Origin of the sequence: Pseudomonas sp. CCI4.2, assembly GCF_034350045.1 — a bacterium.
GTDB lineage: Bacteria > Pseudomonadota > Gammaproteobacteria > Pseudomonadales > Pseudomonadaceae > Aquipseudomonas.
Map to the genome: position 1 here is coordinate 2,809,965 of NZ_CP133781.1, position 12,089 is coordinate 2,822,053.

At 55.8% G+C, this 12,089-nt stretch carries 13 protein-coding genes; 6 read left to right on the plus strand and 7 right to left on the minus strand.

Features of this window, described 5'->3' with window-relative positions; translation table 11 throughout:
* The first annotated feature begins 6 nt into the window (after positions 1-6).
* On the plus strand, positions 7-558 hold the full coding sequence (locus RHM65_RS12770; protein ID WP_322183454.1) for a glutathione peroxidase: 552 nt from the start codon (positions 7-9) through the stop codon (positions 556-558).
* 99 nt (positions 559-657) lie between these two features.
* On the opposite strand, the gene RHM65_RS12775 is transcribed toward RHM65_RS12770, so the two are convergent.
* The 3 genes from RHM65_RS12775 to RHM65_RS12785 form a co-directional block, all read right to left on the minus strand.
* The gene (locus RHM65_RS12775; RefSeq protein ID WP_322165611.1) at positions 658-1,923 is read right to left on the minus strand and encodes an OmpP1/FadL family transporter; all 1,266 of its coding nucleotides are present in this window, start codon (positions 1,921-1,923) and stop codon (positions 658-660) included.
* Between the two features lie 150 nt (positions 1,924-2,073).
* The gene (locus RHM65_RS12780; RefSeq protein WP_322165610.1) at positions 2,074-2,553 is read right to left on the minus strand and encodes a hypothetical protein; all 480 of its coding nucleotides are present in this window, start codon (positions 2,551-2,553) and stop codon (positions 2,074-2,076) included.
* A gap of 331 nt (positions 2,554-2,884) precedes the next feature.
* Positions 2,885-3,109: a hypothetical protein gene (locus RHM65_RS12785; RefSeq protein WP_322165609.1), complete on the minus strand. Its 225-nt coding sequence runs from the start codon at positions 3,107-3,109 to the stop codon at positions 2,885-2,887.
* A gap of 1,222 nt (positions 3,110-4,331) precedes the next feature.
* Between RHM65_RS12785 and rmuC the strand changes: the two genes are divergently transcribed.
* A complete protein-coding gene (rmuC, locus tag RHM65_RS12790) occupies positions 4,332-5,696 on the plus strand; it encodes a DNA recombination protein RmuC (RefSeq protein WP_322185326.1) in 1,365 nt (454 codons plus the stop codon).
* A gap of 181 nt (positions 5,697-5,877) precedes the next feature.
* The gene (locus RHM65_RS12795; RefSeq protein ID WP_322165608.1) at positions 5,878-6,000 is read left to right on the plus strand and encodes a PA1414 family protein; all 123 of its coding nucleotides are present in this window, start codon (positions 5,878-5,880) and stop codon (positions 5,998-6,000) included.
* 11 nt (positions 6,001-6,011) lie between these two features.
* Here the strand turns inward: RHM65_RS12795 and RHM65_RS12800 are convergent, their stop codons facing one another.
* From RHM65_RS12800 to speB, 3 genes are all read right to left on the minus strand, one after another.
* Entirely contained in the window at positions 6,012-6,272 is a 261-nt protein-coding gene (locus RHM65_RS12800) for a hypothetical protein (protein ID WP_322165607.1), read from the minus strand.
* 105 nt (positions 6,273-6,377) lie between these two features.
* On the minus strand, positions 6,378-7,757 hold the full coding sequence (locus RHM65_RS12805) for a sodium:solute symporter (protein ID WP_322165606.1): 1,380 nt from the start codon (positions 7,755-7,757) through the stop codon (positions 6,378-6,380).
* Positions 7,758-7,900: 143 nt separating this feature from the next.
* Positions 7,901-8,851 carry an agmatinase gene (gene speB / locus RHM65_RS12810; RefSeq protein WP_322183456.1) on the minus strand — a complete coding sequence of 317 codons (951 nt, stop codon included), beginning with the start codon at positions 8,849-8,851 and terminating at the stop codon, positions 7,901-7,903.
* Between the two features lie 168 nt (positions 8,852-9,019).
* On the opposite strand from speB, the gene RHM65_RS12815 reads away from it, so the two are divergent.
* Both RHM65_RS12815 and RHM65_RS12820 read left to right on the plus strand, forming a co-directional pair.
* Positions 9,020-9,919 carry a LysR family transcriptional regulator gene (locus tag RHM65_RS12815; protein ID WP_322165604.1) on the plus strand — a complete coding sequence of 300 codons (900 nt, stop codon included), beginning with the start codon at positions 9,020-9,022 and terminating at the stop codon, positions 9,917-9,919.
* 9 nt (positions 9,920-9,928) lie between these two features.
* Positions 9,929-10,534 carry a tRNA-uridine aminocarboxypropyltransferase gene (locus RHM65_RS12820; RefSeq protein WP_322183458.1) on the plus strand — a complete coding sequence of 202 codons (606 nt, stop codon included), beginning with the start codon at positions 9,929-9,931 and terminating at the stop codon, positions 10,532-10,534.
* Between the two features lie 2 nt (positions 10,535-10,536).
* Here RHM65_RS12820 and RHM65_RS12825 read toward each other — a convergent pair whose 3' ends face one another.
* Positions 10,537-10,749: a DUF6316 family protein gene (locus RHM65_RS12825; RefSeq protein ID WP_322165602.1), complete on the minus strand. Its 213-nt coding sequence runs from the start codon at positions 10,747-10,749 to the stop codon at positions 10,537-10,539.
* Positions 10,750-10,982: 233 nt separating this feature from the next.
* Between RHM65_RS12825 and RHM65_RS12830 the strand changes: the two genes are divergently transcribed.
* The gene (locus RHM65_RS12830) at positions 10,983-11,942 is read left to right on the plus strand and encodes a DMT family transporter (protein ID WP_322165601.1); all 960 of its coding nucleotides are present in this window, start codon (positions 10,983-10,985) and stop codon (positions 11,940-11,942) included.
* The last annotated feature ends 147 nt before the right edge of the window (positions 11,943-12,089 follow it).

The window sequence follows — 12,089 nt, forward strand, 5'->3', positions numbered from 1 at the left end:
GCCGTCATGACAATTCGTTGGTTTTCAGTTCCTGTATTGCTGTTGGCCATTGCTGGAACAGCGCTGGCTGCCGAATGCCCGCCGCTGTTGCAGGGTGAGTTACCGAAGCTGCGCGCTAAAGAAAATATCGACCTGTGCAAGCGTTTTGAGGGCAAGCCGCTGGTGGTGGTGAACACTGCAAGCTTTTGTGGTTTTGCGCCTCAGTTTAAAAGCCTTGAGGCGTTGAATCAGCGCTACAAATCCCAGGGTCTCGAAGTGATTGGCGTGCCATCAAACGACTTCAAGCAGGAGTCTAAGGACGGCGCCGAGACCGCCAAGGTTTGCTACGTGAATTACGGCGTGACCTTCACCATGACCGATCCGCAAACGGTCAAAGGGCCTGACGCTACGCACCTCTTCAAAGTGCTGGCTGAACAAAGCAGCGCGCCGCGTTGGAATTTTTATAAATACGTCATCGACCGTCAGGGCCGGGTTATCGCGAATTTTTCCAGCCTGACCAAGCCGGATGACCCCGCGATGATTACCGCTGTCGAGCAGGCCATCGCTTCCAAGCCGTGAGCCAAATCGAAGCGATAAAAAAGCCCCACTGCCATCGCTGGCGGTAGGGCTTTTTCGTATTCGTCTGGCAGGCTTTTCAGCCTGCCGCGAACGGGCGCATCAGAAGCGGTAGGTTACAGACGAACCGAAGCCGTTGGCGCTGTTGTGGTACGTGGCGTTGTAGGGCGCGCCCTTACCGGTGTCGTTGACCGACACGCTTTCTTCTTTCAAGTAAGAATAAGCGACGTCGATAGTGATGTGATCGGTTGGGCTCCAGCCAGCGCCCAAGCTGAATATGCGGCGGTCGCCCGTTGGAATCCGCACCGAACGATTAAGGTTGTTGGTAGGCGATTGGTCAACCGAGAAACCGGCACGCAGCACGATCTCTTTGTTCAACTGGTACGAAGCACCGATGGCGTGAGCCCAGGTGTTATGCCAGTTTTCTGGCTCGCTAATCGTTCCAAGAGGACCGCCGTTGCCGCCCAGCTGTGCTGGAACACCTTCGTTATTGACGGTGATGTCTTTGAGGCGGCTCCAACGTGTCCAGGTGCTGCCCGCGTACACGGTCCAGTCTTGGTTAAGCTTCTGGGTGATCGAGAAGTCAACCGATTCTGGCGTGGTCAGATCCAGGCCGCCGTCGAACTTTAGGCCGTTAGGGCCGAAATTGGCGCCAGAGTACTTGGTGTTACCTTCCAGGCCGTAGCTAACCTTGGAGTGATAGGTCAAGCCCAGGTTCGTGGTCGCAGTCGGCGTGACGAGGATACCGACGTTGTAACCCCAGGCGTTGTCGTCACCATTGATGCGCGCTTTGCCATCGTTGGTGCCGGCAGGATTCAATTGTATGGCCGAGGTCAACTCACCTTTGATGTGGTTGAAGGTCGGACCTATACCGATCGACACGTAGTCGTTGAATGCATAGCTGACGGTGGGTTGAACCGTGATGACCGAGACCTTGCTCTTGTCACCGTAGTAGCGACCCTGGAAGCTTTTTTCGTAGTCGGTGACTAGGCCAAACGGTGCATAGATGCCCAGACCAAAGGCCCAGTGCTCGTCGATGGGTTTGACGTAGTAACCAAAAGGCACAACGGTGACTGGAACCATGTCACCATTGTTCGTGCTGCCAGGTTGGCCGCTGGTGTGTTTGAGGTCGGTGCTGGCATCGATAGCAGCCGCTCCCACGCTGATTTGTTCGCGCTTGATCTTCGACATACCGGCCGGGTTACCGACAACGGTGCTCGCATCCTCGGCGGAGGACGAGCGTCCAGCGAAGCCGGTTCCCATCCCGCTAACGCTTTGTTCGTTGAGTGCAAAGCCGCTTGCGAAGAGCTGGGTGGAGATAAGGCCTACAGCGAGGCTAAGTGTGGTCTTGAGCATTACTTTTTTCATTATTAGAACTCCGTGTTGATCACCGAGCGGAAATTACCAAGATTTTCGCCGTAGCGCCATAGCCTGAATTGCCCGAGATAGAGCCTTTTTGTAGGACAATTTGCCCAAACTGCATTGATCTGCAGTGAATCCGTGCAGTCGACCGAGATTTCAAGCAAGTTGCTGACGTCTAGTTACACAATTTTGCCAAGCCGCTGCAAAGTCGCGCAAACGACCTTGGGGTTGGAAGGTTTGCCGCCAGATTCTGGCCATGCCCAATACATCGCTGGTGGCGGGCAGCGGCGACCCTTGGGCCTCGATGAGTAACCAAGCGATGGCGGTGGCATAACGCAGATTGACGGTGAGTTCGAGGTGGGGACCTTTGAGAAACGCGTGTTGGCTGGCAAGGCCGCGAACCAGGCTGGCGCGGTCCGGGTCTAGCGCCAAGTAATTGTCCCAAAGCTGTTGATGGCGTAACTCGGTGATGCGGTAGAGCCCGTGACCTCGACGGCTGTCCAGCGCGTCGCCCAGCGCGGATTGGCTGGCGGCGATTCCAAGTAACAAGTATTCGGCAGTGGGGCTATGGCAACCGAGATAGATCAACGTCGGACGGATAACATGGCGGCTTAACTCACTGGCAGCGATTCCCATAAAGCCCTCTTGGCATCCCTGGAATACGTGATGACCGGCGCGGCTCAGGTGCTTGGCAGCGGTGAATCGGATAGAGCCCGCCGGAAGCAGCTAGGGGCCGCTTAGTTGAAGTGTAGTGTCATATTTCGCGTGTAACGGACTGTTTTTAAAATATTTGTTGCCACCAAAATCCCTTGATATATCCCTTGGGACTTAACCAGCACCGTTGTGCCCATAGAAACGCAAGGGCGGCAGTTGGAATTGCCCTGGAAGATCGCGGCCAATAAAAAGCCCCGCTTTGAGGGCGAGGCTTTGTAAATGAGCGCTTCAAACAGCGAAGGGCATCACTCCATCAGGCAACCAGTGCCTGACGAGTGCGGTCGATCACGGCTTGCAGCGGTTCGGCGCTGGAATACTGATCGGGGTACAGGCGTTCGCTGTGACGAGCGATACCGTGTTCGTTGACGATGGTGAAGCTGAAGCAGCCTTTGCGAGCGGCCATGATTAGGCAATTCATCGGAGCAAAAGCGTTAGTCAGGGTGCGGATGGCGTCCTGGGTCTGGGTATGAGTGGTCATGGTTGGGTGTTTCCTAACAAGCGACACAGCATAAAGCCGTGTAAAAATAAAACGTTCCAGTAAACGCGGGCCCGTGCTTCAAATGCAACGTGGCTGGGCGAGTAACCTGACTGGAACAACGCAGACAGTTGGAGCGCGCTCAATCGTATGGCGCTCGGGCTGACCGGTAGGTACTTAGGAGGGCAGGCGGCACAACAATGGCAAAGGTTCGACGCCAGAGGTGGAGATCCTGATCAATTTGCAGGCTGGTTCAATCAGTGCATCAGAGCTGCTAACACCCTTCCCGTTATTGAGGAAGGCAGTGTATCGAGTTCATGCCTGGAAACCATCGAGGTGGTCGATCCCTTTTTTTCGGCAATGTTTTTCGCATTCTAAATGCGTTTGCCGGGGGATTTGTTCGACCAGAATTGACTTTCAGCTTGGTACTAACGGCGGCAATGCTAACGGATTGAATCGTTAAAGGGAAGGGCAACCGTACAAATAATGCGAATGAGGTTTTCCGTGCCTTCCTGCACTCAATAGAATCCGAGACGTCGCCAAGCAGGCAGAGGAACCTTCCTGGCTATAAAACTGCGTCTTTATAACTATCCGTAATTGACTTGTACACATGGCCGCTTCCCTCGGTCTGGTCGTCATGACGCGAAAGGGCCGACGTGTGATTTTTTCGCGTGAATAATTAAGTCAATGAAAAATATCGTTTTTTTTCACTGGTGAAAAAATCGTCAGTTTGAACGCAGGCCCCATTCCACTTGCGTTTGCGACAGTTCAAGGTGGGTTGTCCACTGAGTTATCCACAGCTTCTGTGGATTGTCCCAAGCGCTTGCTCTAGCTCGGGGGTGCGGCGATTATTTTTGGCAAAATGGCATTATTCGAATTGAGAAATTCTTTCTTACTCAAGAAATAGCTATAACTTTCCGCTATTAATCTGTTGGCATATTTACGTGCGCACGCCCTGTGCGGGCTGGTCGGGATGCGCGCTTCACTCCGTTGAAAAATAGGGTAGAGTCGCGCGCCTTTATTAGCGCCCGTTACGGGTATGGATCTGCCACTTCTGCGACCGACGGGTATCATTACCGGGTTTGTTCGATGATGGTGTTTGGGAGTTCTTATGGCATTGGACCTGACCAGCGTATTGCTTGGCCTTGGTGTGGCGGCGTTGCCGTTGTTGGCACTTGTGTGGCAACTGCAACGGCGGCTGGCGCAACAGCGTGCGCAGGCCGCCCTGCTCGACGAGCGCTTGAGCACTGCGCAAATGGCGCAGGATGGCCTCAATGCTCAGCTTGATGCTGCTCGTGACGAAATCAGCGATCTGAGCCACGCCAACGCCGCCAAGCAAGCGGAACTTGCCGCCACGCGTCGCGAAGTTGAGCTGTTGCAACAGGAGCGCCTCGCCGCCCACGATGCTGCCCAGCTCTGGAATCTGGAGCGGGCGAGTAAAGAGTCTGAACTGCGGCATCTCGATGCGCGGTGTGCATCGCTGGGTGCTGAGTTGCGAGAGCAGCAAGAAAGCCATCAACAGCGCCTGAGTGATCTTCAGGGGTCCAGGGATGAATTGCGTGCGCAATTTGCTGAACTGGCCAGCAAAATATTCGACGAACGGGAGCAGCGGTTCGCTGAAACCAGTCAGCAGCAGCTCGGACAACTCCTGAATCCGTTGAAAGAACGTATTCAATCGTTTGAAAAGCGCGTGGAGGAAAGTTATCAACAAGAAGCCCGGGAGCGGTTCTCGCTGGGTAAAGAGCTGGAGCGTCTGCAACAGTTGAACCAGCGTCTAAGCGACGAAGCCACCAATTTGACCCGTGCGCTCAAGGGGCAAAAGACCCAAGGTAACTGGGGTGAGCTGATCCTTGAGCGAGTGCTGGAACACGCGGGCCTGGAAAAAGGCCGCGAATACCAGACTCAGGTCAGCCTGAAAGGGCCGGACGGTGAGCGCTTCCAGCCGGACGTATTGATTATGTTGCCCGGCGATAAGCAAGTAGTGGTCGACGCCAAAGTCAGCCTGACTGCTTACCAGCAGTACGTGTCTGCCGACGATGAGCTAATTGGCCAAGTCGCGCTGAAACAACATGTGCTGTCGTTGCGCAATCACGTCAAAGGCTTGTCAGGCAAGGATTACAAGCGTCTTGAAGGGTTGCATAGCCTTGATTTTGTCCTGTTGTTTGTGCCCATCGAGGCGGCCTTTTCCGCCGCGCTGCAAGCGGAACCGAACCTGTTTCAAGAAGCATTCGACCGCAACATTGTTATCGTCAGCCCCACCACGTTGCTCGCGACATTGCGGGTGATCGACAGCCTGTGGAAGCAAGAGCGGCAAAGCCAGAACGCCAGGGAAATCGCCGAACGTGCGGGCTGGCTGTACGACAAGTTTGTACTGTTTATTCAGGACCTCGACGAGGTGGGCAATCGCTTGCAGCAACTTGATAAAGCCTACGGTGCAGCCCGCAACAAGCTGACTGAAGGCCGTGGCAATCTGGTCAGCCGCAGCGAGCAATTGAAGTTGCTGGGCGCCAGAGCGAGTAAAAACCTGCCAGCCGAGTTGCTCGAACGGGCCATGACCGATGAAGACGGTGTGCTGCAACTGCCAGAGTGAAATGAAAACCGTTACTCTTAGGTCCGTATTACTCGACGAGTGGTTTGTGTCTTGAGACTTAATGTCACAAATTCTTCCCGCGACATTCGGAAGCAGGCGTAAAGTACGACATCGCACTATGATCAGTAAGACGCGGCAAGGCGTATGTCAGTCGCGGAGTATTTCCCTGAAGGGGGGCGTTATGAACAGTAAATTGCAAGAATGGCTCCATGATTTCGGCGTTGCCCTTGGCCTGATCGAACGACCAAAGCTGCAACCTATTCCGGTTCGTACGGATGAAGAGCGTCGTCGCCCTCGTCGATAAGTGCTCGGTATTTAATCGTTTTCAGTCAGTACCAGAATCACATCCACTAGAATTTGCAGCGTCAGATGTTCGGGCGCTTTGTGGATCCGGTCTCTGATTCGGGTGGGGAAGACGATGCCAAATTCAAATTCCAGCTGATCGAGCAATCCCTCGATCTCTGGCGCCTCCAACGCCAAGTCCTTGAGCGTTGCGTCTTCGCGGATTTGTGCTTTATCAATCAGCATCACGCCAAGCGTATTGTGAAGCTGTTGCTGAATATCTAGCCGCTCCATGACAAACCTGCATCCGTCACTAACAGAAATGGGCCCTGTACTCTCGCAACCAAGGCCCTAGTCAATAAGGCTAGCTCACTCCGGTATTCCGCGCTGTCGCCCTCCTTAAACTGGCTGTGCGATTACTACCGGGCGCGGCGACAGCAGGCTGACTAACACGAAGCTGATCAAACCCACCGACAAGCTGTAATAAATCGGTGTGTTGGCATCGAAACCGTCCTTGAGCATAAAAGTGAGCGCGGTCAGGAATCCGAGCACCATGCTGGTGATCGCGCCTGCGGTGGTTGCGCGTTTCCAGTAGATCGCACCGATCAGTGGAACCAACATACCGCCAACCAACACGTTGTAAGCCAAGGTTAATGCGCTGATCACGTCATGTACCAGCAGCGCGATGGCGAGTACTACCAATCCGGTCAACGCGGTAAACAGACGATTGATGCCCAAGCTTGATTGCTTGCCGCCGCGCAGGCGTGGCAACAGGTCTTCGGTCAAGGTGGTCGAGGCCGCCAGCAGGCCGGCGCTGGCGGTGGACATCATGGCCGCCAAGGCAGCAGCGATCACCAGCCCACGCAATCCATCGGGCAGTGAGACTTTGACGATGGCCGCGAAGGCGTTGTTAACGTTGTCCAGATTCGGCAGCAGCACATGGGCGGTCATGCCGATGAGTGCGCAGGCCAAACCGTAGAAAATGCAATACACCCCGGCGACAGTTCCTGCGTACTTGGCAATTTTGTCCGTGCGAGCGGTGAATACGCGCTGCCAGATGTCTTGGCCAATCAAGATGCCGAAAAAGTAGATCAGGAAGTAGGTGATGATCGTGTCCCAGCCGATGGTCGTCCAACTGAAGCTCGACGCCGGAAGCTTGGCCACCAACTGGTCCCAGCCGCCGACGCGGTACAGGCAGATCGGCAGCAGGATGAACATCAGGCCGACGGTTTTGATCACGAACTGGACGATATCGGTCAGGGTCAATGACCACATCCCGCCAATCGCCGAGTACACCACTACCACGCCACCGCCGAGCAATACCGACACCCAGAATGGCAACCCGAATAGCACTTGCATCACGGTGCCGATGGCCAGAATCGAGGTCACGCCGATCATCAGTGCGTAGGCCAGCATAATCACCGCACTGGCTTGACGGGCCATCGGGTTGTAGCGCTTTTCCAGCACTTGGGTGACGGTAAAAATCCGCAACTTGAGCAGTGGTTTAGCCAGAAACAGGTTCAACGCGATAATGCCCAAGCCCAAGGCGGCGCACAGCCAAAAGCCGGAAATCCCGTGGACATAGCCCAACCGAACAGTGCCGACTGTGGAGGCGCCACCCAGTACCGTGGCGGCCATCGTGCCCATGTATAAAGTTGGGCCCAGGTTACGTCCGGCAACCAGGTAGTCTTCGTGGGTTTTTGCCTTGCGCATACCGTACCAGCCAAGCACTAGCATGCCGGCGGCATAAATGAGGACAACGAAAATATCTAAAGCCATGGCAGGGTGTCTCCAATCATTATTTTTATAGTGGTTCGTCGACTGTCGAGCGCAGTCGTTTATTCAGGCACACCCATCGGCCATTGCGTGCGTCCGGGTGAGCCAAATCGATCGTGTAGCGGGTTTGGGGTAGGCAGCAATGTTCAGCGGTGCGCTACGCCAGGCAAGACGCAAAGCATTTCATACAACAAGTTAGCGCCCAGTAATGAGGTATTGCCGGTGGTGTCGTACGGCGGCGAGACTTCTACCAGGTCGCAGCCGACCAGTTCAAGGCCTTGGCAGCCCCGGATGATTTCGATGGCCTGAATCGTGGTCAAACCGCCGATTTCAGGCGTGCCAGTACCCGGAGCCCACGCCGGATCGATTCCGTCGATATCAAAGCTAAGGTACACCGGGCCGCCGCCGACTTTTTCGCGGACTTCTTCCATCAGTTGGGAAAGGGATTTGTGCCAGCACTCTTCGGCCTGGACCACACGGAAACCTTGTTTACGGCTCCAGTTGAAGTCTTCGGCGGTATACCCCTGAGCGCGCAGGCCAATCTGAACCACGCGCTGGCAGTCGAGCAGGCCTTCTTCTACAGCGCGGCGAAAGGTGGTGCCGTGGGCGATTTTCTCGCCGAACATATGGTCGTTGACGTCAGCGTGAGCATCGATATGCACCAGCCCGACTTTGCCATGTTTTTTATGAATCGCCCGCAGGATCGGCAGGGTAATGGTGTGATCGCCGCCTAGGGTCAGCGGGATGACGTCGTGTTCGAGGATCTGGTCATAGGACTCCTCAATAATCCGCACAGCGTCCAACAGATTGAAGGTGTTGATCGCTACGTCGCCAATATCGGCTACTGACAGCGAATCAAAAGGAGCAGCGCCGGTAGCCATGTTGTACGGGCGAATCATCACCGATTCGGCACGAATTTCACGTGGCCCGAAGCGGGTGCCAGGGCGCAGCGATGTGCCGATGTCCAGCGGGACGCCTACAAAGGCGGCATCTAGGCCAACCGCTGATTGCAAGTGGGGCAAACGCATCATGGTAGCGATGCCGGCGAAACGCGGCATTTCATTGCCGCCCAGTGGTTGGTGAAAAATTTTTTCCACGGGATTGCCTCATCGTCGTTGTGGTGTGAGTGGATTCTGCAAAGCGCGGCCAGTGGAAAGAATCGCTGGGGCAAAATACTTAGTTCAGAGAAATCTGAACTAACGCTAGACTGAGCGTCTTTTGACCACCTGTAGGGTTGTTTATTTGTTATCTCTTCGGAACCCTTAATGGCCAGCACCTTACCCGACCTGAAACTCCTGCGGATCTTCGCCAGCGTGGTGCGCCATCAGGGTTTTGCCAGTGCTCAGCAAGAACTCAATCTTTCGACCTCGGCCATCAGTACCTACATGAGCCAGCTCGAAGCGGCCTTGGGTTTGGTGCTTTGCCATCGTGGGCGCGGCGGATTCAGCTTGACCAGCAAGGGCGAGCTGTTTCATCAGGAAACCCTGCGCCTACTGGGTGAGCTGGAAGGTTTCGAACAGTACGCGGCGGCCCTTAAAGGCGAACTGCGCGGAACGCTTAACCTCGGTGTGATCGATTCTACGGTGAGTGACCGGGCGCTGCCGTTCGCCGAAGCCATTGGCGCCTACAGCCAAGAACACCCCGCCGTGCATCTGCACCTGTCGGTCATGAGTCCGTATGAACTGCAGCTCGGCGTGCAGGACAACCGACTCGATCTGGCGATTGGCGCGTTCTCGACGCGCATGAGCGGCTTGGTCTATCAGCCGCTGTATCGCGAGCAACATTGGCTGTATTGCAGCAACCGCCATCCCCTGTTTGACGAGCGCCGTATTCCCGAGCCGGTTATCGCGCAGCAGCGCATGGTCGGTCGGGGTTACTGGAGCCAGGCGGAATTGGCGCGCCACGGTTTCAAGCACAGCGCGGCCACCGTGGAAAGCATGGAGGCGCAGCTGATCTTGGTGCTGTCAGGGGCGTACATCGGTTATTTGCCAGAGCACTACGCTCAGGCGTGGGCCGACTCCGGTCATCTGCGCGTGTTGCTGCCCGCGACCTTTGGCTATCAGGCACCGTTTTCGATGATCGTGCGCCGTGGTCGCAGCCGAGAACCGTTGATTCAGACCTTCCGTGACCTGCTGAAAACGCAGCTCAACCAACACCAGAGCTGAGAGCCGCCCATGTCCCGCGCCCAATGCGCCCGTTGCCTGCGTCCCGAGACTCATTGCCTGTGCGCCTTGATCCCGCAGCTCGATAGCCGCACTCGGGTATTGGTTATTCAGCATCCAAGCGAAGTCGGTCATGCCCTCAATACCGCCCGCTTGGCGGTGTTGGGGCTAACCAATGCCGAACTGCTGGTGGGCGAGGTATTCGACGAGCTACCAAGATTGTTGAATCGCCCCGGTTACCGCGCCCGGCTGTTGTTCCCAGGGGAAGATGCACAGGCAGTGGTCGGCTATCAGAACGTCGTTACAGGGGAAGCCGATCAGCCGCTATTGCTGGTCGTGCCGGATGGTACCTGGCGTAAGGCGCGTAAGTTACTGCACCTGAACCCGGCGTTGGCCGCGTTGCCGAGGGTCACACTCGGACAGACCACTACCTCGCGCTATCGGCTGCGCAAAGCGCCGGGTCCGGACGCGTTATCGACCATCGAAGCCATCGCGCAAGCCCTTGAAATGCTGGAGGCGCCGATGACCTTTGAGTCGCTATTACGTCCGTTCGATGCGTTGATCGAAGGGCAAATCGCAGCGATGGGCGAAGACACGTATCAGCGCAACCACCAATAGCCTCAGCCGTTCAGCGATGATTGCTGTCTGGCCTTGGCCTGGATCATCCGGTTGATATACGCCTCAGTCTCGCGTACCGCGTCGGTCCGCGTGAAATAAGGCCCTTCCAGGGTGTTTTCCCGGGTGCTGAAAAAGTACTGCCCATTAACCAACGAAACGCGATCACTGCGGTAGTGAACGGTCGGGGCTGGATCTTGCGAGCGCTTTCCGAACATGGTCGTTTTCCTGAGTCTGGACCTGACGAGAAATACGGTGAGTGGGTAAAACTGTAGCGCGAAACTCCTCAGCGGTGGCGCAAAACATCAAAACACAGCCGGCTGTTGGGGGCGCGCACACAGTTTCCGGGAATCTGCCCCCTCAACTGTCACTGTGTCGCGCATTCATCCGCGCCTAGAATAGCGACCCTCGCTGCACCTTTTTTGTTTCTGCCTTTACAGAGAGCCCGTCCATGCATGTTTCATCTGGCCGCTGGTTATATGGCTTGTCCCTGGCGCTGGTAACGGCGGTGCTGTGGGGAATCTTGCCGGTCAAGCTCAAACAAGTGCTTCAAGTGATGGACCCTGTCACGGTGACGTGGTTCCGGCTATTGGTCTCAGGGTCGTTGCTGTTCATCTGGCTGGCGTCGGTGCGACGTTTGCCCAGTTTTAAAGTCTTGGGCCGCAAGGGCAAGATTTTAGTGGCATTGTCGGTATTTGGATTGGTCGGCAACTATGTGCTGTACCTGATCGGTCTAAGAATGCTCAGCCCCGGGACGACCCAGTTGGTTATCCAGGTCGGGCCGATATTGTTGTTGATCAGCAGCATTTTCCTGTTCAAGGAACGGTTCAGCATCGGCCAGGGGGTGGGGCTGCTTGTGTTGTTGATGGGCTTTGGTCTGTTCTTCAACCAACGCCTGGAGGAACTGCTGACCTCGCTGGGTGATTACACGGCGGGAATTCTCACGGTATTGCTGGCGTCTGCGGTCTGGACGTTTTATGGCCTGAGCCAGAAGCAGTTGCTTACCGTCTGGAATTCACTGCAGGTGATGATGGTGATTTACCTGTTTTGTGCGCTGTTGGTCACGCCATGGGCACACCCGTCCGAAGCTTTGCACCTCAGTCCGTTACAAGGTTGGTTATTGTTGGCGTGTTGCTTGAATACGCTGGTGGCGTATGGGGCATTTGCTGAAGCGCTGGCGCATTGGGAGGCTTCGCGAGTCAGCGCGACCCTGGCACTCACGCCGTTGGTAACCCTGGCGACAGTGGCGATTGCGGCGTGGTTATGGCCCGATTATGTGCAGGCCGAAGACCTCAACGGCTTGGGCTACAGCGGCGCCGTGTTGGTGGTGCTTGGATCGGCCCTCACCGCCCTCGGCCCGTCGTTGATCGCGGGTTTACGCGCACGGCGGGCGAGGTTGGCTGCGGTCTGATTCAACTATCTGTAGGAGCCAACGTGTTGGCGAAGGTCCTTCGGCCCTTATCGCAGCCTTCGGCAGCTCCTACAAAATGTGTGTATTGCCCGAAAAACGGTGGGACCGAATTTATTCGGGAAGGCTTGCGTCCTGACACCCTCCTAC

Coding starts and splice junctions, on each gene's coding strand:
- RHM65_RS12770 (WP_322183454.1), top strand. CDS start 7: ATGACAATTCGTTGGTTTTCAGTTCCTGTATTGCTGTTGGCCATTGCT.
- RHM65_RS12775 (WP_322165611.1), bottom strand. CDS start 1,923: ATGAAAAAAGTAATGCTCAAGACCACACTTAGCCTCGCTGTAGGCCTT.
- RHM65_RS12780 (WP_322165610.1), bottom strand. CDS start 2,553: ATGGGAATCGCTGCCAGTGAGTTAAGCCGCCATGTTATCCGTCCGACG.
- RHM65_RS12785 (WP_322165609.1), bottom strand. CDS start 3,109: ATGACCACTCATACCCAGACCCAGGACGCCATCCGCACCCTGACTAAC.
- RHM65_RS12795 (WP_322165608.1), top strand. CDS start 5,878: ATGAACAGTAAATTGCAAGAATGGCTCCATGATTTCGGCGTTGCCCTT.
- RHM65_RS12800 (WP_322165607.1), bottom strand. CDS start 6,272: ATGGAGCGGCTAGATATTCAGCAACAGCTTCACAATACGCTTGGCGTG.
- RHM65_RS12805 (WP_322165606.1), bottom strand. CDS start 7,757: ATGGCTTTAGATATTTTCGTTGTCCTCATTTATGCCGCCGGCATGCTA.
- RHM65_RS12815 (WP_322165604.1), top strand. CDS start 9,020: ATGGCCAGCACCTTACCCGACCTGAAACTCCTGCGGATCTTCGCCAGC.
- RHM65_RS12820 (WP_322183458.1), top strand. CDS start 9,929: ATGTCCCGCGCCCAATGCGCCCGTTGCCTGCGTCCCGAGACTCATTGC.
- RHM65_RS12825 (WP_322165602.1), bottom strand. CDS start 10,749: ATGTTCGGAAAGCGCTCGCAAGATCCAGCCCCGACCGTTCACTACCGC.
- RHM65_RS12830 (WP_322165601.1), top strand. CDS start 10,983: ATGCATGTTTCATCTGGCCGCTGGTTATATGGCTTGTCCCTGGCGCTG.